This window comes from Pseudomonas sp. MYb327, assembly GCF_040438925.1.
Classification (GTDB): domain Bacteria; phylum Pseudomonadota; class Gammaproteobacteria; order Pseudomonadales; family Pseudomonadaceae; genus Aquipseudomonas.
This window is the reverse complement of the sequence record NZ_CP159258.1, coordinates 5,465,767-5,490,282: the sequence shown is the minus strand read 5'-3', so window position 1 is coordinate 5,490,282 and position 24,516 is coordinate 5,465,767. Positions and strand designations below refer to the sequence as shown.

Here is a 24,516-nt window from a genome sequence, read left to right as displayed (position 1 = left end):
AGCCGTGTAGAATCGCGAGATTCATCGCCAGTCATCCCCCGGCGGGTTTATGAGCTCAAGCTGAAGCGCGCGGCGATCCCGCAAAGTTATCGGCAACTTCCGGACACACGGCCATTTCTGAGTGTTCCAGACGTCAATAGAAGCTCACTTCCCTTTTGATACCTGATTAGCCGCCCGGAGTGCTTCATGCCTGATTACCGCTCGAAAACATCCACCCACGGCCGCAACATGGCCGGTGCCCGCGCATTGTGGCGCGCCACGGGGATGAAAGATGACGACTTCAAAAAGCCGATCATCGCCATTGCCAACTCCTTCACCCAGTTCGTACCGGGCCACGTCCACCTCAAGGATCTGGGCCAACTGGTCGCCCGCGAGATCGAACGCGCCGGCGGTGTGGCAAAAGAATTCAACACCATCGCCGTCGATGACGGCATCGCCATGGGCCACGACGGCATGCTGTATTCGCTGCCGAGCCGCGAGATCATTGCCGACTCCGTCGAGTACATGGTTAACGCCCACTGCGCCGACGCCATCGTGTGCATTTCCAACTGCGACAAGATCACCCCGGGCATGTTGATGGCTGCCTTGCGCCTGAACATCCCGGTGATCTTCGTTTCCGGCGGCCCGATGGAAGCCGGCAAGACCAAACTGGCCAGCCACGGTCTCGACCTCGTCGACGCCATGGTGATCGCCGCCGACTCCAGCGCTTCTGACGAGAAAGTCGCCGAGTACGAGCGCAGCGCCTGCCCGACTTGCGGTTCGTGCTCCGGCATGTTCACCGCCAACTCGATGAACTGCCTGGTTGAAGCCCTGGGCCTGGCATTGCCGGGCAACGGTTCGACCCTGGCCACCCACAGCGACCGCGAGCAATTGTTCCTGCAGGCCGGCCGCACCATCGTCGAGCTGTGCAAGCGTTACTACAGCGAGAACGATGAGTCGGTGTTGCCGCGCAACATCGCCAACTTCCAGGCGTTCGAAAACGCCATGACCCTGGACATCGCCATGGGCGGTTCCACCAACACCATCCTGCACTTGCTGGCCGCTGCCCAGGAAGCCGAGATCGATTTCGACCTGCGCGACATCGACCGTCTGTCCCGTCACGTGCCGCAACTGTGCAAGGTCGCGCCGAACATCCAGAAGTACCACATGGAGGACGTGCACCGTGCTGGCGGGATCTTCAGCATCCTCGGTTCGCTGGCTCGTGGCGGCTTGCTGCACACCCAGCTGCCGACCGTGCACAGCCGCAGCATGGAAGAAGCCATCGCCAAGTGGGACATCACCCAAACCAACGACGAAGCCGTGCATCACTTCTTCAAGGCCGGTCCGGCAGGTATCCCGACGCAAACCGCGTTCAGCCAATCGACCCGTTGGGACACCCTGGACGACGACCGTGAAAACGGCTGCATCCGCAGTGTCGAGCACGCTTACTCGCAAGAAGGCGGCCTCGCCGTTCTCTACGGCAACATCGCCCTCGATGGCTGCGTGGTAAAAACCGCCGGTGTCGATGAGTCGATCCACGTGTTCGAAGGCAACGCCAAGATCTTCGAAAGCCAGGACAGCGCCGTGCGCGGCATCCTCGCTGACGAAGTGAAAGAAGGCGACATCGTCATCATTCGCTACGAAGGCCCTAAAGGTGGCCCGGGCATGCAGGAAATGCTGTACCCGACGTCGTACCTGAAATCCAAAGGCCTGGGCAAAGCTTGCGCCCTGCTCACCGACGGCCGTTTCTCCGGCGGCACTTCGGGCCTGTCCATCGGCCACGCTTCGCCTGAAGCCGCTGCCGGTGGCGCGATCGGTCTGGTGCAGGACGGCGACAAAGTGCTGATCGACATCCCGAACCGCTCGATCAACCTGTTGGTCAGCGACGAAGAACTGGCGGCACGCCGGGTCGAGCAGGACAAGAAAGGCTGGAAACCGGTGGAAGTGCGTCCACGCAAAGTGACCACCGCCCTGAAGGCCTACGCCCTGCTGGCCACCAGCGCCGACAAGGGTGCTGTGCGTAACAAGGCGATGCTCGACGGGTTGTAAGGCTTAACCATCGAACAAAAAAATACCCCGCCAAGTGCGGGGTATTTTTTTCCTAATCGCTTTGACTGGCATGCCCACTGTAGGAGCCGGCTTGCTGGCGATTGCGGTGTGCCGGGCAACTATGGTGTTGCGGGTGATGGCCCCATCGCTGGCAAGCCAGCTCCTACAAAGGGTTGTGTTGTTCGCATAACTGTAGGAGCCAGCTTGCTGGCGATTGCGGTGTGACGGGCAACATTGGCGCTGCAGGTGATGGCCTCATCGCTGGCAAGCCAGCTCCTACAGAGAATTGTGTCGTTCGCACGACTGTAGGAGCCGGCTTGCTGGCGATTGCGGTGTGACGGGCAACATTGGCGTTGCAGGTGATGGCCTCATCGCTGGCAAGCCAGCTCCTTCAGAGGATTGTGTCGTTCGCACGACTGTAGGAGCCAGCTTGCTGGCGATTGCGGTGTGCCGGGCAACATTGGCGCTGCAGGTGATGGCCTCATCGCTGGCAAGCCAGCTCCTACAGAGGGTTGTGTCGTTCGCACGACTGTAGGAGCCGGCTTGCTGGCGATTGCGGTGTGCCGGGCAACATTGGCGCTGCAGGTGATGGCCTCATCGCTGGCAAGCCAGCTCCTACAGAGGGTTGTGTCGTTCGCACGACTGTAGGAGCCGGCTTGCTGGCGATGCAGGCGACCCGGTCTTACTGAATCTCTTGCGGTGTCACGATCACCCAATTCTTGTCCGCCGTCACCGGCAACCCTTCCTTGGCCTGGGCCGCAGCGTGCTTGGCCATCATGCCCTGGATCTGGGTCATGTATTTGTCTTTGCGGTTGACCCACAAATGAATGCCGCCCTTGGCCACGTCGACATCGTGAAACAGCATGTAGCCGTCACTGGTGGGGGTATCGCCGCCCACCAGTACCGGTTTTTTCCACTCATCGATGTAGGTCAGGATCGCCGCGTGCTTGCCGGCCATCCAGGTCGCCGGGGTCCACAGGTACGGGGTCAGTTCGAGGCCGAGGTTGGCCTTCTCGTCATATTTGCCGGCGGTGATCTGCTTGCGCGCGGTGGTCAATTCGCCGGTTTTTTGATCCTTGAGCAGCAGCGACACGCCGATCACGTTCTGCGGTTTGACGTTGTAGCCGTATTTCGGATCGGCAGCGACCATACGCACCAGCTCTTCCGAGGCGGCGGTCATCACGTAGACCTCGATACCGTTCTCCATCAGCTTGTTGTAGAGCTCTTGCTGGCCGGTGAAGATTTTCGGCGGATTGACGTCGAGGCTCTTCACTACGTCGCCTTCGTAATACGTCGCCGGCACCGGTTTGCCGGACGCCATCAGTTCGTCGACGTAGCCCTTGAGCTCTTGCAGCGTGAAGCCGGAGAACACCTGAGCGACCCACGGATAGCAAACCATGTCGTCGATTTCACAGAGGCGGTAGTAATAGCTGAACAGGCTTTCCTTGTGGTCGGCGGTGTCTTTGAACGGCATCAGTTTCAGGGAGGGATCGAGTTTGTCGCGGGTGATCAGGCCTTTGTTTTCCATGAACGGCAGCAACGACTCTTCGAGGTCGTAGCGGTAACTGGTGTTGTCCATGTCGAACACCGCGTAGTTACCTTTGTTGGCATTGGCGGCGATCATCGCGTCCAGCGCCTTGGCCTGATCGGCTGGCCAGTGCTTCAAATCCGTGGCAAGTGCCTGGCCGGCGAGGCCCAGGCAAAGTGCTGCAACCAGAAATTTCGGTGCGAATCTCATCGTCAAATCTCCCTGATTCAAAGAGATCGACGCTAACAAATAAGTGTGACAGTCCTCGTCTGTCAGCGACCGCTAACGTGCCTTCCGCGCCAGCTGCATCCTCGGGAGCGACATCCGCTTATTCCAAAAACGACAGCTGCCAGACGTTTTTGATATTAATTCATTGTAAATCAAGCTGTTAGGCTTGCCGGTTCGCAGCTGCCCCGGAAGGTGGCTGACACAAGTTACTTTCGGAGTTCTCATGAATCTGCCGCTGATCCTCAATCTGCTGGTATTCCTCGCGTTACTTTTTGGTCTCGCCCAAACCCGCCACTCTACATGGAGCCTGGCAAAAAAAGTCCTGCTCGCTTTGGTGCTGGGCGTGGCGTTCGGTGTGGCGTTGCACGCTGTTTATGGTGCCGGTAATCCGGTGCTGAAAGCCTCAATCGGCTGGTTTGATCTGGTGGGCAACGGTTACGTGCAGTTGCTGCAAATGATCGTGATCCCGCTGGTGTTCGCCTCGATCCTCAGCGCTGTGGCCCGTCTGCACAATGCCTCGTCCCTGGGCAAGATCAGTTTCCTGACCATCGGCACGCTGCTGTTCACCACTGCCATCGCGGCATTGATCGGCATCGGCCTGACCAACCTGTTCGGCCTGACCGCCGAAGGCCTGGTCGCCGGCACCCAGGAAATGGCCCGCCTGCAAACCATCCAGACCAACTACGCGGGCAAGGTCGCCGACCTGAATGTGCCGCAACTGCTGCTGTCGTTCATCCCGCAGAACCCGTTCGCCGATCTGGCGCGGGCCAAGCCGACGTCGATCATCAGCGTGGTGATCTTTGCTGCGTTCCTCGGTGTAGCGGCGTTGCAACTGCTCAAGGACGACGCGGACAAAGGTCAGAAAGTGATCAACGCCATCGACACTCTGCAAGCCTTGGTGATGCGTCTGGTGCGGTTGGTCATGAAGCTGACCCCGTACGGCGTATTGGCGCTGATGACCAAAGTCGTTGCCGGTTCCAACTTGCAAGACATCATTAAGCTCGGCAGTTTCGTCGTTGTTTCCTACATTGGCCTGGGCCTGATGTTTGTGGTCCATGGCCTGCTGGTGTCGGCGGCAGGGATCAATCCGCTGCGTTTCTTCCGCAAGATCTGGCCGGTGCTGACGTTTGCGTTCACCAGCCGCTCGAGCGCCGCGACCATTCCGTTGAGCATCGAAGCGCAGACCAGCCGTCTGGGCATTCCGCAGTCCATCGCCAGTTTTGCTGCTTCGTTCGGTGCGACGATTGGCCAGAACGGCTGTGCCGGTCTGTACCCGGCGATGTTGGCCGTGATGGTTGCGCCAACCGTGGGCATCAACCCGCTCGACCCACTGTGGATCGCGACGCTGGTGGCGATTGTCACGCTGAGTTCGGCCGGTGTGGCTGGTGTTGGTGGTGGCGCGACGTTTGCCGCGTTGATCGTACTGCCGGCGATGGGCTTGCCGGTTTCACTGGTGGCGTTGTTGATTTCGGTCGAGCCGCTGATTGATATGGGGCGCACGGCGTTGAACGTGAGTGGTTCAATCAGTGCGGGTGCGATTACCAGTCAGTTGATGCAGCAGACGGATAAAGCGCTGCTGGATGCGGATGAGCATTCGGCGTTGGCGCACGCTTAAGTAGCGTCAGTAAGACCGCTATCGCTGGCAAGCCAGCTCCTACAAGGGTTGTGTCGTACGCAAATCCTGCGATCAACACACTTCCTGTAGGAGCTGGCTTGCCAGCGATGCTTTTAGGCCTTCTCCCAAACCTCAAAGTTGTACGCCGGCTTATCCCCTTCCGCCGGGTTCGGCACATTCGACACCAGTTTCCACTGGCCCAAATCAAATTCCGGAAACCACGCATCCCCTTCCGGGCTCAGCCCCACGCGCGTCAGGTACAACCGATCGGCCTGCGCCAACCCTTGCGCATATAACTGCGCGCCGCCAATCAGCATCAGCTCATCGACGCCCTGCGCCTTCGCCCATTCTTGCGCGCGAACCACAGCGGCTTCCAGCGACGGATAAACTTCCGCGCCTTCCAGCACCAGATCTGCCTGACGGCTGACCACGATGTTCAAGCGGCCCGGCAACGGGCGACCAAGCGAATCCCAGGTCTTGCGACCCATGATGATCGGCTTGCCCAAGGTGGTGGCCTTGAAGTATTTGAAGTCCCCCGGCAAGTGCCAGGGCATGCTGTTGTCGATGCCGATCACACGGTTTTCACCGAGGGCTGCGATCAGGCTGAGGGGGAGTGATTTAGTCATGCCGGCGAGGATACCAGAGGCTCGGCTTCTCGCAACGTAGCCCCCCGACAAGCGCCACAGCGGTTATGCTCTCAGCTCAATCGAAGCGACGGGATGCCGCGTGACTGAACTGAATAACCTCTGGCTGACAGAAACCATCCGCTTGCGCGAAGAACACGCCGGGCCTCTGGAGGATCTGGAAGCCAATCGCCTGGCCCGCAGCGCTGGCGGCGACCTGCCGATGCGCATTCAACGCCGCGCCCTGTGGCTGGCGGACCGCGATGGCCTGAGCGATGCGCTCAAACACTGGCTGCAAGGCGCACGACTGGCGCTGATCGTCATGGCGGTGCTGGCCGTGGTCAGCGGCGCCGGCCTGGCGTTTGCCGCACTCGGTGACGGACAAACACCGGTGAACGTGTTCTGGGCCTTGGGCAGTCTGCTCGGGCTAAACCTGATTCTGCTGCTGAGCTGGACTTTGGGCCTGGTGTTTGCCGGCGAGCATGGCGCAACGCTGGGGCGCTTGTGGTTGTGGCTCAGCGAAAAACTCGCTCGCGATGCCAAAGCCGCGCAACTGGCGCCGGCACTGCTGTTGTTGCTGCAACGCCAGAAACTCAATCGCTGGGCCATCGGCGTGCTGGTCAACGGCTTGTGGCTGCTGGCGATGTTGAGTGCGCTGGTGATGTTGCTGACGTTGATGGCGACCCGGCGCTATGGTTTCGTCTGGGAAACCACCATTCTCGGCGCCGATACTTTTATCACCATGACCCAAGCCCTCGGCGCGTTGCCCGCCATGCTCGGTTTCAGCATTCCAACCGTGGACATGATCCGCGCCAGCGGCGATGCCGCGCTAAACATCGAAAGCGCTCGCCAGGCGTGGGCGGCGTGGCTGGTGGGCGTGTTGCTGGTCTACGGTGTTTTGCCGCGTCTGCTGCTGGCGCTGTTTTGCCTGTGGCGCTGGAAAACCGGGCAAGCAGCATTGCGTCTCGATTTGAACCTGCCCGGCTACTCGCAACTGCGCGAACGGTTGATGCCCACCAGCGAACGCCTGGGCATCAGCGATACGGCGCCTGAGCAACTTCATCGGGTCGAAAGTGGCGTCAGTGAACAGCAAAGCGACGGTGCGCTATTGGTCGCCATCGAACTGGACGACGACCGCCCGTGGCCGCCGCAATTGCCGAACAACGTGAGCAACGCGGGCATTCTCGACAGCCGCGAATCGCGGCACAAACTCCTCGAACAGTTGAGCCGTTTTCCGCCCGCGCGGCTGGCGATTGCCTGTGATCCAAGGCGCTCGCCGGATCGCGGCAGCCTGGCGTTAATCGCCGAACTGGCCCGGAGTGCCAGCGCCACCCGCGTCTGGCTGCTGCAAGCGCCGCCCGGTGAAGCGCTGGACGCCGACCGTCTCGGCGACTGGCATGCGGCGCTGCAACAGCTGGAGTTGCCCTTCGCCGATTGCGCACCGTTGAATTGGCTGGAGACGGGCCATGACTAAGCCTTTGAAACTCGCGGTGGTCGGCCACACCAACGTCGGCAAGACCTCGTTGCTGCGCACGCTGACCCGTGATGTCGGGTTCGGTGACGTGTCCCATCGTCCCAGCACCACGCGACACGTCGAAGGCGCACGCCTGTCGGTGGACGGCGAGCCCTTGCTCGACCTCTACGACACCCCCGGCCTGGAAGACGCCATCGCACTGCTCGACTACCTCGAACGCCTGGAACGGCCAGGCGAACGCCTGGACGGTCCGGCCCGGCTGGCGCGCTTCCTTGAGGGCAGTGAAGCGCGGCAGCGTTTCGAACAAGAGGCCAAGGTGCTGCGGCAACTGCTGACCTGCGATGCCGGCCTGTACGTGATCGACGCCCGCGAGCCGGTGCTGGCCAAGTACCGCGACGAACTGGAAGTGCTGGCCGGTTGTGGCAAACCGCTGTTGCCGGTTTTGAATTTCGTCAGCAGCGCCAACCATCGCGAACCCGCTTGGCGTGAAGCCTTGGCGCGCCTCGGTTTGCATGCGCTGGTGCGTTTCGACAGCGTCGCGCCGCCCGAGGATGGCGAGCGTCGACTCTATGAAAGCCTCGCGCTGCTGCTCGAACATGCGCGGCCGCAACTTGAACGTTTGATCGCCGATCAACAGGCGCAACGCCTGGCGCGTCAGCAGAGCGCGGCGCGATTGATTGCCGAGTTGTTGCTCGATTGCGCCGCATGCCGGCGCAGCGTGGTCAGCGATGCAGTGCAGGAACAGCAAGCCATCAGCGAACTGCGCAAAGCCGTGCGCCAACGGGAACAACGTTGCGTCGAAGCCTTGCTCAAGCTCTACGCGTTTCGTCCGCAGGATGCGGCGGCCAGTGATCTGCCGCTGCTCGACGGTCGCTGGGGCGATGATCTGTTCAACCCCGAAACCCTAAAACAATTGGGCGTGCGGGTCGGTGGCGGCATCGCCGCAGGGGCCGCCGCCGGAGCCGGAGTCGATCTGCTGGTCGGCGGCATCACCCTCGGTGCGGCTGCCCTGGCCGGGGCTATCGCTGGAGGCGCCCTGCAAACCGCACGCAGCTATGGCAGCCGCTTGCTGGGCAAGATCAAAGGCCAACGCGAATTGACCGTCGATGACAACGTGCTGCGGTTACTGGCGCTGCGCCAACGGCAATTGCTGCAAGCACTGGACGCCCGTGGACACGCGGCGATGGACAGCATTCAGGTGGCCACGCCCCAGGACAAGACCTGGCGTGAGGGAAAACTGCCGGAAGCCTTGAACAAGGCGCGGGCGTATCCGCAGTGGTCGTCGCTCAACCCGCATGCGAAGCTGAATCAGGCGGAGCGGCAGGAGCAGATTGAAGTGTTGGCGCAGCAGTTGTAGAGGCAGGAACACTTGCTTTGCCTGGACTGACGCCATGGCTGTGACGCGGTTTCGAACTTTGATCACTGCCAACCTGACTTCAGGTATTCGCGGACCAACGCATTGACCCGCGTTCGATCCGTGCGATTGGCACGGCCGTCGTTGTCCACATCGGAGCACAGCACAATCTCGAAAGCGCCATCGTTGTCGAGGTCATGAACAGTTGCCTTGTAGGCAATGTTCGGGCCTTCATGGAAATGCAGGTGCACCGAGTCCGGCGTTCCGTCGGCGGTGGGGTTTAGGGTGAACATGCGCAGATGCCGTTCCTCACCTTCACCGTCGTTGAACCATCGGCACTTGAAGTAGTGAGCGCCAAAGGTTTTCAGCCGCAGAACTTCGTCGTCCGTCGCGTCACGCAGCCACTGTTTATCTTCAAAAAACTGCAACCGCAGCGTATCGGCGGCCCCATTCCCACTTCGATCCTGTGCAACCACTTTCAAAAAACGCATCCATTCGCCTCCTTGGGAAAAGCTCAGCTTGAGCGCTGCCAACAAGGTAAACCATGCGTGTTTTCTCTATCCGCCGTCAGACGCTTCAGCAGACCTCGCGGGACAGGACAGTGACCGCCTTACGCTTCAACACCTCTAGATCAATCACCGGCACATGCATCTCCTTGGCCAGCTCATCCCACTGCCGCATGCGCAAACTGACCTCACACAACGGGTCCTTATCAAAAGCCTCAGCCTCAGCCTCAGTCATCACCCCACCCTGATATTCCAAAGTACGGCGACTGGCCTCGCTCAATCGTGCGTAGTAACCCGGCTCCCTGAGCGTGAGATAGCGCTTGGCCTGAACGTGGTATTCCACCAGCCGCGCCATGCGCTCGCTAAAGCCAACGTTGCGCAGGTAATCGGCGCCCAAACGCTCATGACTGACCACACCAAAGCCGCCCATGTTCTCGGCACCTTCGGCGCAGATATGCCCGATGTCATGGAAGAACGCCGCCAGCACCACTTCGTCATCAAAGCCCTCGGCCATCGCGCATTGCGCGGCTTGGGACATGTGCTCGATCTGCGACACCGGCTCGCCGATGTAGTCATCGCTGCCGAAGCGTTCGTACAGTGCGAATACCTTGGCGACGGCTTGCTCGTTGCGGTCCATCAGAGGTCTCCCGATGCAGTGAAAGTTGCTGTGAACTGTAGACCGCCCTCGCTGGCAAGCCAGCTCCTACGCGTCGCACTTGTAGGAGCTGGCTTGCCAGCGATGAGGCCCTTTCAGCCGACGAAGAGCTTACTTGGCCGCCACTTTCTCCGACTTGCCGTCATAACGCTTGCGCCATTCGGTCAGGATCTCGTCGCGATTTTTCGACGCCCAGGCAAAGTCGTTCTTGATCAAACGCTGCTCATAGTCGGCCGGCAGTTCGGTCTGTGGCTTGGCAATGCCAGGCTGTGCGAGGACGGCGAAGTTCTCTTTATACAGTTCCATCGCTTCCGGGCTGGCCGAGAAGTCCGCCAGTTTTTTCGCCGCGTCTTCGTGTGGCGTGCCTTTGATCACTGCAGTGGCTTCGATCTCCCAACCCAAACCTTCCTTAGGCAGGATGATGTCCAGCGGCGCGCCTTGGCGTTTGAGCTGTACAGCCGGGTATTCGAAGGAAATGCCAATCGGGAATTCACCCGCCGCCGCCAGTTTGCACGGCTTGGAACCGGAGTGAACGTACTGGCCGATGTTCTGGTGCAAGCCGTCCATGTAAGCCCAGCCCTGCTTCTCGCCGAAGGTTTGCAGCCAGGCGCTGACGTCGAGGAAACCGGTGCCGGACGACGCCGGGTTCGGCATGACAATCTTGCCTTTGTACTCAGGCTTGGTCAGGTCTTGCCAGCTCACAGGCTTGGTCAGGCCCTGCTTCTCGGCTTCGACGGTGTTGAAGCAAATGGTCGCGGCCCAGACGTCCATGCCGACCCAGGCTGGCGGGTTGGCAGCGTCGCGGTAGTTGCCGCCGATCTTGCCCAGGTCTTTTGGCGCGTAGCTTTGCAGCATGCCTTGCTGGTCGAGGATCGCCAGGCTCGAAGCGGCGAGGCCCCAAACGGCATCAGCTTGCGGGCGTTCTTTTTCGGCCAGAAGTTTGGCGGTGATGATGCCGGTGGAGTCGCGTACCCATTTGATCTCGACGTCCGGGTTGGCTTTTTCGAAGGCTTCTTTATAGGTCTTCAGTTGTTCGGCTTCGAGGGCGGTGTACACCGTCAACTCGGTTTTCGCCGCAAAGGCGTTCAGGCTGAAAGCGGTGAGGACAGCAGCGGCCAGGGCCATAGGCTTGAACATGATCTTTTCCTGTTTTGTGAGTTGAGGGGTTGTGCGGTTTCAATGACCGGGCGCGGTCTGCCACCAGGCCTGTGAGCGGCGCAGCAAACCGCGCGAGGCCCAGGCCAGCAGCAGGGACACGCCCGCCGAGGTGAACAGAATCAGGGTCGACATCGCCGCCGCGCCGCCAACGTTGCCGGCGTCATCCATGTTCAGCACCGCCACCGCCGCGAGGATGGTGTCGGGGCTGTAGAGGAAGATCGCCGCCGAGACGGTGGTCATGGCCGAGACGAACAGGTAGCGCACGATGTCCAGCAGTGCCGGCAGGCAGATAGGCACGGTGACGCGCAAGTAGTGGCGGTACAGCGGCGCCTTGAGCGACAGCGCGGCGGCTTCGAACTCGGCATCGAGCTGGCGCAGCGCAGTGGTGGCGGTCATTTGCGCGGTGGTCAAATAGTGAGCAATGGTGCAGACCACCAGCAGGGTCATGCTCCCGTAGAGCACGTGCAGCGGGTTGCCGGTGAGGTTGAAGAAGAAAACGTAGCCCAGCCCCAACACCAGGCCCGGCACTGCCATCGGCACGAAACTGAGCATGCGCAGGGTCAGATTCAAGCCGCGCTGGCCCTTGGTTTTTTCCATCAGGTAGGCGCCGGTAAAAATCAGCACGCTACCGATCAGCGCCGTGCACAGCGCCATCTTCACGCTATTGCCGTAGGCCAGCCAGCCACCGCCTGCGGTGTCGTTGAACTGGTAATGGTTGAGCGACAGCGACAGGTTATACGGCCAGAATTTCACCAGCGACGAGAACACCGCCATGCCGAACACCAGCAGCAGCGCGGTGCAAATCAACAGGACGATGGCCAGGTAGCAGCCGTCGCGCAGCTTTGATGGCGCCGGCTTGAACACCTGCGCCCGACCGCTCATGGAATCGCCGTGGCGTCGACGCAACCAGGCGTCGACACCGAAACTGAACAGCGCCGGCAGCAGCAGAACCATGCCAATCAGTGCGCCGCGACCGAATTGCTGTTGGCCGACCACGGCTTTGTAGGCTTCCAGCGCCAATACTTGATAATCACCACCGACCACCACGGGCACGCCGAAATCGGTGATGGTCAGGGTGAATACCAAACAGAACGCGGCGAAAACAGCCTGACGGGTCGCCGGCCAAGTGATGCTGCGAAAGGCTTTCGCCGGACTGGCGCCCATGCTGGAAGCGGCATCGAACAGTCGCGCATCCGCCAGGGACAACGCCGACAGCAAAATCATCAAGGCGTGTGGGAAGGTGTAGATGACCTCACCCAGAACAATGCCCCAGAAGCCGTAGATGTTGTCCGAGAGCAAGCCGCGTAGCAGGCCTTGGTTGCCGAACAGGTAAACCAGGGCAATCCCCGGCAACATCGACGGCGCCATCAGTGGCAGCAACGAGATGCCGCGCCAGATGCCCTTGCCCGGGATCATTGTGCGTTGCAGAGCGTAAGCAAAAAGGTAGGCAAGCGGTACGACGATGGCCGCGACGCTGAGGGAAACCTTCAAGCTGTTACCCAACAACCAGTGGAAATTTTCGCTGGTCACCAACTCACGAGCAGCGACCCAACCACCACCCTGCCCGGCCTCGGAACTGAAACCTCGCCAGAAAATCGCCAGCAACGGCATCAACACCGCAACGCCGAGCAACACCAGCAAAAGGACTTTGCCACCCACCACAAAGATCCGGTCGCCGATCTCGGCACGAGAAACTTGCCGAACCTGCTTGTGCGGAATCGGCAGCGCGATGTTCGCGCTCATCAGGCAAACACCTGCAGGCTGCGCGGCGGCAAGGCAACCATGATCTGCTGTGAGCCCAGACGCGGCATGGCTTCCGGCGCCAGCTCAGCGAACAAGGCATGGCCCGGCAACTGGTCGAGTTCGAAGCTCATGCGGCAGCGGTTGCCGAGGAAAGTGATTTCGCGGACCTTGGCTGGAAACAGGTTTTCTTCGTGCACCGGCGGGTTGACGTTGATCGCTTCGGGGCGACAGAACAAACGGCCCGAAGCGTTCTTGGCGCTGCCGTCCGCCAGGCGCATGTTCATTCCGCCGACCTGGGCATGACTGTCGCTGTTGCGGCTGAATGGCAGCCAGTTGCCCTGACCGACGAACTCCGCCACGAATGGCGTGGCCGGGCGGTTGTAGATTTCCTGCGGCGTGGCGTATTGCTCGACCTTGCCGTTGTTCATCACCGCGATGCGGTCGGCCATCAGCATGGCCTCATCCTGATTGTGTGTAACCATCAGGGTGGTGACGCCGAGGTTGCGTTGCAGTTGACGCAATTCGGTGCACAGATGCTCGCGAACCCGCGCATCGAGGGCCGACATCGGTTCGTCCAGCAACAACAGCGAAGGCGCCGGTGCCAAGGCGCGGGCCAGTGCGATGCGTTGCTGCTGACCGCCAGACAACTGGCCGGGGTACTTTTTCTCACTGCCGCTCAGGCCGACCAATTCCAACATCTGACCGACACGCTGGCGCACTTCATCGCGACCGCTGCCGGTGAGGCCGTAGGCAATGTTCGCCTCGACAGTAAGATTGGGAAACAGCGCGTAGGACTGAAACAGGATGCCGTAGTCCCGGGCCTGGGGCGCCAGGTGGGAAACGTCGCGATCGCCGAGGTACAACTCGCCGCTGTCTTGTTTTTCCAGACCGGCGATGCAACGCAGCAAGGTGGTTTTGCCGCAGCCCGACGGGCCGAGCAGGCACACCAGCTCACCGGCCGCCACGTCGAGGGAAACGTTGTCCAGCGCGGTAAACGCGCCGAAGCGTTTCTGCACCCCGCGCACTTTCATTGGTGCGCCGGGGTTGGTCAGGGCAGTTGCGATCGCGTTGTTCATGGACAGGCCTCATCTAGCAGATGAACGCCATCCTAGAGTTGTAATGCGTCCGTCATGTGGCAGTGAGGCAAAAACGGCTGATAGTGGTATTCGAGGATTTTGGTTCAAGTGCTTTGTTGTCTGGACCGACGCCATCGCTGGCAAGCCAGCTCCTACAGGTTATCGCGCTCCCCTGTAGGAGCTGGCTTGCCAGCGATAAGGCCAGAACAGCCAATAAGATCTCAAGCCGGGGACATTTCCTGCGCCAACCCCAGAAACGCCGCCGGCAACCGCGCGCCTTTTCGCTCCTTGAGGCAATACAAATACTCCGGCAGCAACGGCGCGTTCTCGATGGTCAGCACCCGCAAGTGCGGATCGTGGGGTACTTCCTGGCGGGCGATCAGGCTGATGCCAATGTTGCGCAACACCGCCTCGCGGATCGACTCGCGACTGCCGATCTCCAGCAGCGGCCCGATACTGACCCCGGCGCCGGCCAGCAACTCTTCCGTCATGCGCCGCGTGGTCGAGCCCGATTCACGCATCAACAAGGTATGCCCGGCCAGTGCGCTGAGCGGCACATGGTCGTGCACCGCCAGCGGATGATTGCGATGCACCGCCAGCACCAGCGGATCACTGCCAAGCACCCGGCGAATCAGCCGCGCATCCTCCAGCAACTGCGAGGACGCCGCGACATCCACCCGGTATTCCTCCAGCGCTTCGAGCACCTGCTGGGAGTTGCCGATTTCCACCGACACTTCCACCTGCGGCAAGCGCTCGCGAAAGGTCTTCACCAGATCGAGGATGTAATACGGCGCCGTGGCCGCAATGCGTAACGTGCCTTGGACCTGACCGCTGTTGCGCAGGAAAAACTCGATGTCGGCTTCCTGCTGCATCAGCGCCTTGACCATCGGCAACAGCCGCGCGCCTTCGTCGCTGACACTGAGACGGCGGCCGCCACGGTAGAACAGTTCAACCGAGTACTGACTTTCGAGATTGCGAATCTGTGTCGTCACCGTGGGTTGGCTCAAGCCGAGCTTCTTCGCCGCCAGGGTGATGCTGCCCAGGCGGGCCACCATGTAAAACGCCTTCAGCTCGGCACTCAGCACAACCATCCCTCATCGTCTATTTACGCAACAGGCGCAAACCGTTGAACACCACCAACAGGCTCACGCCCATGTCGGCGAACACCGCCATCCACATGGTAGCGAGCCCGGCGAAGGTTACCCCAAGAAAGATCGCTTTGATGACCAATGCCAATGCGATGTTCTGTTTGAGGATGCTCGATGTCTGGCGCGACAGGCGAATGAACGCTGGAATCTTGCGCAGATCGTCGTCCATCAAGGCGACATCGGCGGTTTCGATGGCAGTATCGGTGCCAGCGGCGGCCATGGCGAAGCCGATCTCGGCACGGGCCAGTGCTGGCGCGTCGTTGATGCCATCGCCGACCATGCCGACGTGATGGCCCTGTGCATAAAGCGCTTCGATGGCTTGCAGTTTGTCAGTCGGCAGCAAATCACCCTGGGCCTGATCGATACCTACTTGCGCGGCAATCGCCTGGGCGGTGTGGACGTTGTCGCCGGTGAGCATCAGGGTTTTGATGCCCAGGTCGTGAAGTTGCTGGATCGCTTCGCGGCTGGATTCCTTCACCGTGTCGGCCACGGCGAACAGCGCCAACGGGCCGGATTCGTCGAGCAACAGCACCACGGATTTACCCTGTTTTTCCAGGGCGAAGAGCTTTTCCTCCAATTCCGGCGAGCAGAGGTTCAGCTCTTCCACCAGACGATGGTTGCCCAAGTGATAGGTCTGGCCGTCGATCACACCGCGCACCCCGCGCCCGCCCAGCGCCTCGAAGTTATCCACAATCAGCGACGCGTGTTGTTTATCCACAGCCGCATTGGCGATGGCCAGCGATACCGGGTGATCCGAGCGGGCGGCCAGTGCGGCAGCAATCGCCGGAGCCGTTGCTTCGGTAGCGGGATCAAGTGACAGGTAATCGGTCTGCACCGGTTTGCCATGGGTGATCGTTCCGGTTTTATCCAGCGCCAGGTAATCGAGCTTGTAACCGCCCTCCAGATAAACGCCGCCCTTCACCAGGATGCCTTTGCGCGCCGCTGCAGCGAGGCCGCTGACGATGGTCACGGGCGTGGAAATCACCAGTGCACACGGACATGCGACCACCAGCAACACCAGTGCTCGATAGATCCAGTCGAACCACAACGCGCCCATGAACAGCGGTGGAATCACCGCCACCGCAAGGGCGAGGATGAACACTGCCGGGGTATAGATTTTCGAAAAATGGTCGACGAATCGCTGGGTCGGCGCCCGCGCGCCTTGGGCCTGTTCAACGGCGTGGATGATCCGCGCCAGCGTCGAATTATTTGCCACCGCCGTTACGGCATATTCCAGGGAGCCGGCCTGGTTGATCGTGCCCGCGAACACCTTGTCGCCGATGCTCTTCTCCACTGGCAGGCTTTCACCGGTGATCGGTGCCTGATCGATGGTTGAACTGCCCGACACGACTTCGCCGTCCAGACCGATGCGTTCGCCGGGCCGTACCCGCACCCGCGCGCCGAGATCGATGGTCTTGACGTCTTGCGCCATCCAGCTGCCATCGGCCTGTAACACCGTAGCCTGCTCCGGCGCCATCTGCATTAGGCCGCTGATGGCGTTGCGCGCCCGGTCCAGGGATTTGGCTTCGATCAATTCGGCCACGGTAAACAGGAACATCACCATCGCCGCTTCCGGCCACTGCCCGATCAGGATCGCGCCGGTGACTGCGATGCTCATCAAGGCGTTGATGTTCAGATTGAGGTTCTTCAGGGCGATCCAGCCCTTCTTGTACGTACCGAGGCCACCGCTGAGGATCGAGATCAGCGCGATGACCGCCACCACCCAGTTTGGTGCGGTGCCGGTGAAGTGGATGACCTCGGCCAGCAGAGCACCGACGCCGGACAACGCCAACGGCCACCAGTGTTTTTTCTCCGGCGCCGAGGCGGGCGTTTCAACGCCCTGCTCCAGTGGCTCGGCCTGCATGCCGAGGGATTTGATCGCGTCGATAATTGGCGCAGTGCTGGGCAGGTCGTGGGTCACACCTAGTACGCGGTTGATCAGGTTGAATTCCAGCTGCTGCACGCCCGTCAGCTTGCCGAGCTTGTTCTGGATCAGCGTTTGCTCGGTCGGGCAGTCCATGGCCTCAATGCGGAAACTGCTCAGCCGCGCGCCTTCGGTCGGCGTTTCGCTCAATTTGATCAGCGATGGCGCCGCCACTTTCGCGGAACAGCAGGAATCCCCGTGGCTGCCATGCTCATGCTTCTGCACAGGCTGCAGCTTATGGCCGTGATCGTGATCAGCATCGGGTTTGTGAATATGTAGGGAATCGCTCATCGGGTCGCGTCCTTGAAGGTGCCTGTTGCCAAGTAAAGACCCTGTAGCCACTATAGGGTCAAGCACCCATTTGGAGATTGCCGTCATGAAGATTGGAGAACTGGCCAAACTCACCGACTGCGCCGTGGAGACCATTCGCTACTACGAGCGCGAAAACCTGCTGCCGGAGCCGGCACGCAGCGACGGCAACTACCGTGTCTACACCCAGGCCCACGCCGAGCGCCTGACGTTCATCCGCAACTGCCGCACCCTCGACATGACCCTCGAAGAAATCCGCAGCCTGCTGGCGTTTCGCGACAGCCCGCAGGATCAATGCGAGAGCGTGAATGCGTTGATCGATGAGCACATCCACCACGTCAAGGCACGGATCGATGGATTGCTGGCGTTGCAGGCACAACTGCTCGACCTGCGCCAACGCTGTGGCGAAGGGCCGGATGTCGATCAATGCGGGATTTTGCAGCGGTTGGAAGTCAGTGGCGGGGTTGTGGCGACGGAGGTGGAGCACTCCCATGTCGGGAGAAGTCATGGGCATTGAGTACGCCAATCGCTGGCAAGCCAGCTCCTACAGATTCGGTTTGAACCCGTAGGAGCTGGCTTGCCAGCGATCACCGCGAAGCGGTGCCAGTCTCAGACCGCCATCGGCGCGGTCATGGGTGCGTGGTGTTGATAACCCTCAAGCGAAAAATCGCTCGGCTCTACCAACTCCAGCCACTCCGGCTGATACACACCCGTCTCGGCAAACGCCGGCACACGATCGCTGATCACCAGTTTCGGCATCGGGAACGGCTCGCGCTTGAGCTGCTCATTCAGCATATCCAGGTGGTTTTCGTAGACGTGGGCGTCGCCGATGAAATAGGTGAACCAGCGCGGCGTGTAGCCGGTCAGGCGACCAATCAGGCTCAGCAGCGCGGCGCCTTCGGTGAGGTTGAACGGCGTGCCCAAACCCAGATCGTTGGAGCGGATGTAGAGAGTCAGGGAAATCTCCCTGGTCTCGACATTCGGGTGGAACTGGTACAGCAGGTGGCACGGCGGCAGAGCCATTTCATCGAGTTGGGCGACGTTCCAGCCGTGGAACAGGATGCGACGGCTGCCAGGGTCCTTGATGATGGTGTCCACGCACTGGCGAACCTGGTCGATGGCTTTGTACAACACCACGTAGGCCTGGCCGTTTTCTTCGCCTTCAGCGATCTGGCGATAGCCCTGACTCAGGGTTTGCTCGATTGCAGCCGGGTTGCTGACCGGGATCTGCTTGTACGCCGGCCATTTGCGCCATTGCACGCCATAGATCTCGCCGAGGTCGTCCTCGCCCTGACGGAACGGGTTGGCCAGCCACTGGGCGTTTTCGTTGGCGTTCTGATCCCAGACCTTGCAGCCCAGCGCTCGGAATTCGGCAGCGTTGTTCACCCCACGCAGAAAACCACACATCTCGCCGATGGCGGATTTAAAGGCCATCTTGCGGGTGGTGATCGCCGGGAAACCTTCCTTCAGGTCATAACGCAGCATCGCGCCGGGGAAGCTGATGGTATTCACGCCGGTGCGGTTGGCCTGTTTGGTGCCGTTCTTGATGACGTGGGCGACCAGTTCGAGATATTGCTTCATGAGTTACCTGTGTCCTTGAACCCGCAGCCGTGGCTGCGGGATTCGAATTTATACGGCGGCCGCTGGAGTCGCCGGGGCGCGGTGATACGCCAGCCAGATCAGGAACAGCCCGCCGACGATCATCGGTACACAGAGCACCTGACCCATGGTCAGCCAGTTCCAGGCCAGATAGCCCAGTTGCGCGTCCGGTACGCGGACGAATTCGACGATGAAACGGAAGATGCCGTAGAACAGCGCGAACATCCCCGAGACCGCCATGGTTGGCCGCGGCTTGCGCGAGAACAGCCAGAGAATCAGGAACAGCGCGACGCCTTCGAGGGCGAACTGATACAGCTGCGACGGGTGACGCGGCAACTGCGCCGGATCGCTGAACGGCGGGAAAACCATCGCCCACGGAACGTCGGTCGCCTTGCCCCACAACTCGGCATTGATGAAGTTGCCAATGCGCCCCGCGCCCAGACCAATCGGCACCATCGGGGCAACGAAGTCCATCAGCTGGAAGAACGACTTGTTGTTCTTCTTGCCGAACCACAGGGCCGCCAGCATTACGCCGATGAAGCCACCATGGAACGACATGCCGCCCTTCCACACTTCGAAAATCAGTGTCGGATTGGCGAGGTAAGCGTGCAGATCGTAAAACAACACATACCCTAAACGGCCTCCGACGATTACCCCCATCGACATCCAGAACACCATGTCGGAGAGTTTCTCCTTGCTCCAGGTCGGGTCGAAGCGGTTCAACCGGCGGGACGCCAGCAGCCAGGCGCCGCCGATGCCGATCAGGTACATCAGGCCGTACCAGTGGATTTTCAGCGGACCGATGGCCAGGGCCACCGGGTCGATCTGCGGGTAAGGCAGCATTGCGACTCCTCATGAGTTCAAATCAATTCCCGGGCGACGCTGCCACCTCAGGATTAAGCCAGGATTGCGCTATACGTCAGAGCAGAAAACTCAGGCCGACGCAGAACAGCAAAGCGGCAAACAGTCTTTTCAGCAACTTCGGCGACAGCCTGTGGGCCAGTCGCGCACCGAGGCGGGCGAAGACCATGCTGGTCAGGGCAATGCCCAGCAGCGCCGGCAAATAGATAAAACCGAGACTATGGGCCGGCAACAACGGATCGTGCCAGCCCAGAATCATGAAACTTAATGCACTTGCCAAAGCGATCGGCAGGCCGCAAGCCGATGATGTCGCCACCGCTTGCTGCATCGGCACGCTACGCCAGGTCAGGAACGGCACGGTCAACGAACCGCCGCCAATCCCGAAAATCGCCGAGGCCCAGCCAATCACACTGCCGGCCAGGGTCAGACCGACTTTACCCGGCACCGTCCGGCTGGCCTTGGGCTTGACGTCCAGCGCCAGTTGCGCGGCGATGACCAGGGCGAACACGCCGATGATCTTCTGCAGGTTCGGCCCGGAGATCGCTTCTGCAGTCAGTGCGCCGAAACCGGCCCCCATCAGAATGCCAACGGTCATCCAGACGAAGATCGGCCAGCGCACGGCGCCACGTCGGTGATGCTCGCGCACAGCGTTGACCGAAGTGAAGATGATCGTGGCCAGGGACGTGCCGACGGCCAGGTGGGTCAGGATCGACGCATCGAAACCCTGAAGGGTAAAACTGAACACCAGCACCGGGACAATAATGATCCCGCCGCCCACGCCAAACAGGCCGGCCAGCACCCCGGCACAAGCGCCAAGCGCCAGATAGAGCAGAAATTCCATGCTGTTTCCCCACCCAACCCCAAAACCGGAGCGGCATGGTAACGGATGCATGGCCTTGCGCTCCACTGGATGGCGATGGATACCCGCACGATGACTGCGTAGAGTGGGCAAAAAACACCGAAGGACTGCCTTATGTGCCTGATTGTTTTTGCCTGGCGACCGGGTCACGCCCAACCGCTGATCGTCGCGGCCAACCGCGACGAATTCTATGCCCGGCCCAGCCTGCCGCTGGCGCAATGGTCCGAAGCGCCGCAGGTCTACGCCGGCCGCGACCTCGAGGCCGGCGGTACCTGGCTCGGTGTTGGCGCCAACGGCCGCTTCGCCGCGCTGACCAATATCCGCGATCCGCATCAGCCGCCCGGGCGTCGGTCTCGCGGTGAGTTGGTGGCGGGCTTTCTCAGCAAAGACATGCCAATTGACGACTATTTAGACGACGTTGTCGCCCGTTCGCCCGAATATGGCGGATTCAACCTGCTGATCGGCAACAACAACGAGCTGTGGCATTTCAACGCGCGGGAATCGGAAGCGGTGATGTTGCCGCCAGGGGTTTACGGGCTGTCGAACGCCGGCCTGGATACGCCGTGGCCGAAACTGCTAAAGGCACGGGCCGCGTTGAGCGAGGTGCTGGACGATCCGCAACCTCAGGCGCTATTGGCCTTGCTGAACGATCCACAGACCGCACCGTTCGCCGAATTGCCGGACACCGGCGTGGGGCTGGCGACCGAAACGTTGCTGTCGAGTGTGTTTATTGCCAGCCAGAGCTACGGGACTCGCGCGAGTACGGCGTTGATCGTGCAGGCGGATGGCTCGCGACATTTGCTCGAACGGAGTTTCGGGCCGTATGGCGGGCATCTTGGGGAAGTTGAGGTCAGGGTTTAGATGTTCGGCGCGTTTGAGGACGCCATCGCTGGCAAGCCGGCGCCTACAGGTTTCGTGGCGCTCGCAAAATACGTGAACGCATCAATTCTGTAGGAGCTTTCTTGCCAGCGATGGGGCCTTCAGCGTTTTAGAGAGGCTTGATCGCCGCCGGATTGATCATCCGCGACAACCCAAGATTTTTCAGCGCCAATTGCAGCGAGCTGTGAATCACTTGCGGGTTGTCGATGGTCATCAGCTCGGCCAGCAATTCCTTGGCCTTGCTCAGGTTGATCTGGCGCAGCATCCACTTCACTTTCGGCAAGTTGGTGGCGTTCATCGACAGGCTGTCGAAGCCCATCGCCATCAACAACACCGCCGCCGCCGGGTCACCGGCCATTTCGCCGCAGATGCTCACTGGTTTGCCTTCGGCATGGGCATCGCGCACCACATTTTGCAGCGCTTGCAGCACCGCCGGGTGCAGGTAGTCATAGAGGTCGGCGACCCGTGGGTTGTTCCGATCCACGGCCAGCAGATACTGAGTCAGGTCATTGGAACCGACCGAGAGGAAGTCCACCTGCCGCGCCAGTTCCTTGGTTTGATAAACCGCCGCCGGAATCTCGATCATCACGCCAATCGGTGGCATCGGTACGTCGCAGCCTTCGTCGCGTACTTCGCCCCAGGCACGATGGATCAGGTGCAGCGCTTCTTCCAGTTCATGGGTGCCGGAGATCATCGGCAGCAGAATGCGCAGGTTGTTCAAGCCTTCGCTGGCCTTGAGCATGGCGCGGGTCTGCACCAGGAAGATTTCCGGGTGATCGAGGGTAACGCGAATGCCGCGCCAGCCGAGGAACGGGTTGTCTTCCTTGATCGGAAAGTACGACAGTGACTTGTCGCCGCCGATGTCCAGGGTGCGCATGGTCACGGGTTGCGGGTGGAACGCGGCCAGTTGCTCGCGGTAGATCGCCAGTTGTTCCTTTTCACTCGGAAAGCGCTGGTTGATCATGAACGGCACTTCGGTGCGGTACAGACCGACGCCTTCGGCACCACGTTTCTGTGCCCGCGCCACGTCCGCCAGCAGACCGGTGTTGACCCACAGCGGCATGCGATGGCCATCGACCGTGATGCACGGCAGATCGCGCAGCGCATCGAGCCCAAGGGCCAGTTGTTTCTCTTCTTCGACGACCTCGGCGAACTGCTTGCGCAGGACCTCACTCGGGTTGGTGTAGACCTCGCCGTGGTAGCCGTCGACGATCATCTGGATGCCGTCGACCTTGGAATACGGCAGGTCGACCAGGCCCATCACCGTCGGGATGCCCATGGCACGCGCCAGGATCGCCACGTGGGAGTTGCCCGAGCCCAGTACCGAAACCAGACCGACCAGCTTGCCTTCCGGCACCTCGCCGAGCATCGCCGGCGTCAGTTCTTCGCTGATCAGAATGGTGTTGTCGGGATAGACCAGGGTTTGTTGGCGTTCTTCCTGCAAATAGGCGAGCAAACGGCGGCCGAGGTCCTTGACGTCCGAAGCGCGCTCCCGCAGGTAGGCGTCGTCCATCAATTCGAAACGGTTGACGTGATCAGTGACCACCTGACGCAATGCGCCCTGGGCCCACTGCCCGGTCTTGATCACGGTGGTCACTTCGCTGCCCAGCGCGGCGTCGTCGAGCATCATCAGGTAGACGTCGAACAAGGCGCGCTCTTCGGGGCGCAGTTGCGAGGCAAGCTTGGTGGACAATGCGCGCATGTCGGCGCGCACGCCCTCGATGGCGGTCTTGAACAGCCCGAGTTCGGCATCAATGTCGGTGATGGTCTTGTCCGGCACCACGTCCAGATCGGCCGGTGGCAGCATGACCACCGCGGTACCGACCGCTGCACCCGGCGAGCCCGGCACACCGACAAACTTGGCTTCCTGTATGCCTTTGCCCTGACGTCCCAGGCCACGGATCGAACCGGTGGCTTCGGCGTGGGCGATAACGCCGGCGAGCTGCGCGCTCATGGTCACGAGGAAGGCTTCTTCACCTTCATCAAACTGGCGACGTTCTTTTTGCTGAATGACCAACACGCCGACGACGCGACGGTGGTGAATGATCGGCGCCCCGAGGAACGAGGCGTAGCGCTCTTCACCGGTCTCGGCGAAGTAGCGGTAGCGCGGGTGATCCGCCGCGTTTTCGAGGTTCAGGGGTTCTTCACGCGTGCCGACCAGGCCGACCAGACCTTCATTGGGGGCCATGCTGACCTTGCCGATCGAGCGCTTGTTCAAGCCCTCGGTGGCCATCAGCACGAAACGGTTGGTCTCGGGATCAAGCAGGTAGACCGAGCAGACCTGGCTGCCCATGGCCTCTTTGACGCGCAACACAATAATCCCCAACGCCGCCTTGAGATCCTTGGCGGAGTTAACTTCCTGGACGATCTTGCGCAGCGTATTGAGCATGGCTCGGGGTCGAACTCCGTCGTCAGTCGCGCGCTAAAAGGCGCGGGGCAAGCTCTTTGAGAGCGCGTCGATACACCTCGCGCTTGAATGTCACCACCTGGCCCAACGGATACCAATAGCTGACCCAGCGCCAGCCATCGAATTCCGGTTTACCGGTCAAATCCATCCGCACCCGCTGCTCGTTGGAGATCAGGCGCAGGAGAAACCATTTCTGTTTCTGGCCGATACACAGCGGTTGGCTATGCGTCCTGACCAGACGTTGCGGCAAACGATAGCGCAACCAGCCCCGGGTGCAGGCGAGAATTTCAACATCTTCGCGCTCCAGACCCACTTCTTCGTTCAACTCGCGGTACAAGGCGTCTTCCGGCGTCTCCTGGGGGTTGATCCCGCCTTGAGGAAACTGCCAGGCATCTTGATTGATACGGCGAGCCCATAGCACCTGTCCGGCATCATTCGTGAGAATGATCCCGACATTAGGACGGAAACCATCGGGGTCGATCACGGCAACAACCTCGCAAACGCATGTCGCCGCATTGTTCCACAAAGGTTGTGAAGGCAGC

At 60.8% G+C, this 24,516-nt stretch carries 20 protein-coding genes; 6 read left to right on the top strand and 14 right to left on the bottom strand.

All coding sequences use genetic code 11. From position 1 onward, the window contains the following. Window positions 1-186: 186 nt before the first annotated feature. Entirely contained in the window at window positions 187-2,028 is a 1,842-nt protein-coding gene (gene ilvD / locus ABVN21_RS24790) for a dihydroxy-acid dehydratase (protein ID WP_339556530.1), read from the top strand. Window positions 2,029-2,710: 682 nt separating this feature from the next. Here the strand turns inward: ilvD and ABVN21_RS24785 are convergent. Continuing rightward, the gene (locus ABVN21_RS24785) at window positions 2,711-3,766 is read right to left on the bottom strand and encodes a haloacid dehalogenase-like hydrolase (protein ID WP_339552683.1); all 1,056 of its coding nucleotides are present in this window, start codon (window positions 3,764-3,766) and stop codon (window positions 2,711-2,713) included. 241 nt (window positions 3,767-4,007) lie between these two features. Between ABVN21_RS24785 and ABVN21_RS24780 the strand changes: the two genes are divergently transcribed. Continuing rightward, window positions 4,008-5,399, top strand: a complete 1,392-nt coding sequence (locus tag ABVN21_RS24780) for an L-cystine transporter (RefSeq protein ID WP_339552682.1) — start codon at window positions 4,008-4,010, stop codon at window positions 5,397-5,399. 113 nt (window positions 5,400-5,512) lie between these two features. On the opposite strand, the gene ABVN21_RS24775 is transcribed toward ABVN21_RS24780, so the two are convergent. Next, a complete protein-coding gene (locus tag ABVN21_RS24775; protein ID WP_339552681.1) occupies window positions 5,513-6,025 on the bottom strand; it encodes a dihydrofolate reductase in 513 nt (170 codons plus the stop codon). A gap of 100 nt (window positions 6,026-6,125) precedes the next feature. Between ABVN21_RS24775 and ABVN21_RS24770 the strand changes: the two genes are divergently transcribed. Then, window positions 6,126-7,496, top strand: a complete 1,371-nt coding sequence (locus ABVN21_RS24770; RefSeq protein WP_339552680.1) for a DUF2868 domain-containing protein — start codon at window positions 6,126-6,128, stop codon at window positions 7,494-7,496. After that, window positions 7,489-8,853: a GTPase/DUF3482 domain-containing protein gene (locus ABVN21_RS24765; RefSeq protein ID WP_339552679.1), complete on the top strand. Its 1,365-nt coding sequence runs from the start codon at window positions 7,489-7,491 to the stop codon at window positions 8,851-8,853. Before ABVN21_RS24770 ends, ABVN21_RS24765 begins: the two co-directional genes overlap by 8 nt. Window positions 8,854-8,915: 62 nt before the next feature. Here the strand turns inward: ABVN21_RS24765 and ABVN21_RS24760 are convergent, their stop codons facing one another. The 7 genes from ABVN21_RS24760 to ABVN21_RS24730 form a co-directional block, all read right to left on the bottom strand. Further along, the gene (locus ABVN21_RS24760) at window positions 8,916-9,341 is read right to left on the bottom strand and encodes a hypothetical protein (protein WP_339552678.1); all 426 of its coding nucleotides are present in this window, start codon (window positions 9,339-9,341) and stop codon (window positions 8,916-8,918) included. A gap of 85 nt (window positions 9,342-9,426) precedes the next feature. Further along, on the bottom strand, window positions 9,427-9,993 hold the full coding sequence (locus ABVN21_RS24755; protein WP_339552677.1) for a phosphonate degradation HD-domain oxygenase: 567 nt from the start codon (window positions 9,991-9,993) through the stop codon (window positions 9,427-9,429). 129 nt (window positions 9,994-10,122) lie between these two features. Then, entirely contained in the window at window positions 10,123-11,148 is a 1,026-nt protein-coding gene (locus tag ABVN21_RS24750) for a putative 2-aminoethylphosphonate ABC transporter substrate-binding protein (protein WP_339552676.1), read from the bottom strand. 39 nt (window positions 11,149-11,187) lie between these two features. Next, a complete protein-coding gene (locus ABVN21_RS24745; protein WP_339552675.1) occupies window positions 11,188-12,912 on the bottom strand; it encodes a putative 2-aminoethylphosphonate ABC transporter permease subunit in 1,725 nt (574 codons plus the stop codon). After that, entirely contained in the window at window positions 12,912-13,988 is a 1,077-nt protein-coding gene (locus ABVN21_RS24740; RefSeq protein ID WP_339552674.1) for a putative 2-aminoethylphosphonate ABC transporter ATP-binding protein, read from the bottom strand. The genes ABVN21_RS24745 and ABVN21_RS24740 overlap by 1 nt, the downstream gene beginning before the upstream one ends. Before the next feature lie 221 nt (window positions 13,989-14,209). Beyond that, window positions 14,210-15,073 (bottom strand): LysR family transcriptional regulator, encoded by an 864-nt coding sequence (locus tag ABVN21_RS24735; RefSeq protein WP_339552690.1) that lies wholly within the window; start codon window positions 15,071-15,073, stop codon window positions 14,210-14,212. A 16-nt stretch (window positions 15,074-15,089) separates the two neighbouring features. Further along, a complete protein-coding gene (locus ABVN21_RS24730) occupies window positions 15,090-17,351 on the bottom strand; it encodes a heavy metal translocating P-type ATPase (RefSeq protein ID WP_339552673.1) in 2,262 nt (753 codons plus the stop codon). Window positions 17,352-17,436: 85 nt separating this feature from the next. Here ABVN21_RS24730 and cadR point away from each other — a divergent pair, with 85 nt between their 5' ends. Next, on the top strand, window positions 17,437-17,886 hold the full coding sequence (gene cadR / locus ABVN21_RS24725) for a Cd(II)/Pb(II)-responsive transcriptional regulator (protein ID WP_110747874.1): 450 nt from the start codon (window positions 17,437-17,439) through the stop codon (window positions 17,884-17,886). Window positions 17,887-17,978: 92 nt separating this feature from the next. On the opposite strand, the gene ABVN21_RS24720 is transcribed toward cadR, so the two are convergent. From ABVN21_RS24720 to ABVN21_RS24710, 3 genes are all read right to left on the bottom strand, one after another. Further along, a complete protein-coding gene (locus tag ABVN21_RS24720) occupies window positions 17,979-18,950 on the bottom strand; it encodes a thymidylate synthase (RefSeq protein WP_339552672.1) in 972 nt (323 codons plus the stop codon). A 48-nt stretch (window positions 18,951-18,998) separates the two neighbouring features. Further along, a complete protein-coding gene (lgt, locus tag ABVN21_RS24715; protein ID WP_339552671.1) occupies window positions 18,999-19,811 on the bottom strand; it encodes a prolipoprotein diacylglyceryl transferase in 813 nt (270 codons plus the stop codon). A 76-nt stretch (window positions 19,812-19,887) separates the two neighbouring features. Further along, window positions 19,888-20,670, bottom strand: coding sequence for a sulfite exporter TauE/SafE family protein (locus ABVN21_RS24710; protein ID WP_339552670.1), 783 nt, complete (start codon window positions 20,668-20,670; stop codon window positions 19,888-19,890). 132 nt (window positions 20,671-20,802) lie between these two features. On the opposite strand from ABVN21_RS24710, the gene ABVN21_RS24705 reads away from it, so the two are divergent. Further along, window positions 20,803-21,549, top strand: a complete 747-nt coding sequence (locus tag ABVN21_RS24705) for an NRDE family protein (protein ID WP_339552669.1) — start codon at window positions 20,803-20,805, stop codon at window positions 21,547-21,549. A 127-nt stretch (window positions 21,550-21,676) separates the two neighbouring features. Here ABVN21_RS24705 and ptsP read toward each other — a convergent pair whose 3' ends face one another. Then, on the bottom strand, window positions 21,677-23,956 hold the full coding sequence (gene ptsP / locus ABVN21_RS24700) for a phosphoenolpyruvate--protein phosphotransferase (RefSeq protein WP_339552668.1): 2,280 nt from the start codon (window positions 23,954-23,956) through the stop codon (window positions 21,677-21,679). 22 nt (window positions 23,957-23,978) lie between these two features. Further along, a complete protein-coding gene (locus ABVN21_RS24695; protein ID WP_007897732.1) occupies window positions 23,979-24,458 on the bottom strand; it encodes an RNA pyrophosphohydrolase in 480 nt (159 codons plus the stop codon). Window positions 24,459-24,516 lie beyond the last annotated feature (58 nt).

Excerpts from the sequence above, each read along its gene's own strand:
- ilvD (WP_339556530.1), top strand. The coding sequence starts at position 187 with ATGCCTGATTACCGCTCGAAAACATCCACCCACGGCCGCAACATGGCC.
- ABVN21_RS24785 (WP_339552683.1), bottom strand. The coding sequence starts at position 3,766 with ATGAGATTCGCACCGAAATTTCTGGTTGCAGCACTTTGCCTGGGCCTC.
- ABVN21_RS24780 (WP_339552682.1), top strand. The coding sequence starts at position 4,008 with ATGAATCTGCCGCTGATCCTCAATCTGCTGGTATTCCTCGCGTTACTT.
- ABVN21_RS24775 (WP_339552681.1), bottom strand. The coding sequence starts at position 6,025 with ATGACTAAATCACTCCCCCTCAGCCTGATCGCAGCCCTCGGTGAAAAC.
- ABVN21_RS24765 (WP_339552679.1), top strand. The coding sequence starts at position 7,489 with ATGACTAAGCCTTTGAAACTCGCGGTGGTCGGCCACACCAACGTCGGC.
- ABVN21_RS24760 (WP_339552678.1), bottom strand. The coding sequence starts at position 9,341 with ATGCGTTTTTTGAAAGTGGTTGCACAGGATCGAAGTGGGAATGGGGCC.
- ABVN21_RS24755 (WP_339552677.1), bottom strand. The coding sequence starts at position 9,993 with ATGGACCGCAACGAGCAAGCCGTCGCCAAGGTATTCGCACTGTACGAA.
- ABVN21_RS24750 (WP_339552676.1), bottom strand. The coding sequence starts at position 11,148 with ATGTTCAAGCCTATGGCCCTGGCCGCTGCTGTCCTCACCGCTTTCAGC.
- ABVN21_RS24745 (WP_339552675.1), bottom strand. The coding sequence starts at position 12,912 with ATGAGCGCGAACATCGCGCTGCCGATTCCGCACAAGCAGGTTCGGCAA.
- ABVN21_RS24740 (WP_339552674.1), bottom strand. The coding sequence starts at position 13,988 with ATGAACAACGCGATCGCAACTGCCCTGACCAACCCCGGCGCACCAATG.
- ABVN21_RS24730 (WP_339552673.1), bottom strand. The coding sequence starts at position 17,351 with ATGAGCGATTCCCTACATATTCACAAACCCGATGCTGATCACGATCAC.
- cadR (WP_110747874.1), top strand. The coding sequence starts at position 17,437 with ATGAAGATTGGAGAACTGGCCAAACTCACCGACTGCGCCGTGGAGACC.
- ABVN21_RS24720 (WP_339552672.1), bottom strand. The coding sequence starts at position 18,950 with ATGAAGCAATATCTCGAACTGGTCGCCCACGTCATCAAGAACGGCACC.
- lgt (WP_339552671.1), bottom strand. The coding sequence starts at position 19,811 with ATGCTGCCTTACCCGCAGATCGACCCGGTGGCCCTGGCCATCGGTCCG.
- ABVN21_RS24710 (WP_339552670.1), bottom strand. The coding sequence starts at position 20,670 with ATGGAATTTCTGCTCTATCTGGCGCTTGGCGCTTGTGCCGGGGTGCTG.
- ABVN21_RS24705 (WP_339552669.1), top strand. The coding sequence starts at position 20,803 with ATGTGCCTGATTGTTTTTGCCTGGCGACCGGGTCACGCCCAACCGCTG.
- ptsP (WP_339552668.1), bottom strand. The coding sequence starts at position 23,956 with ATGCTCAATACGCTGCGCAAGATCGTCCAGGAAGTTAACTCCGCCAAG.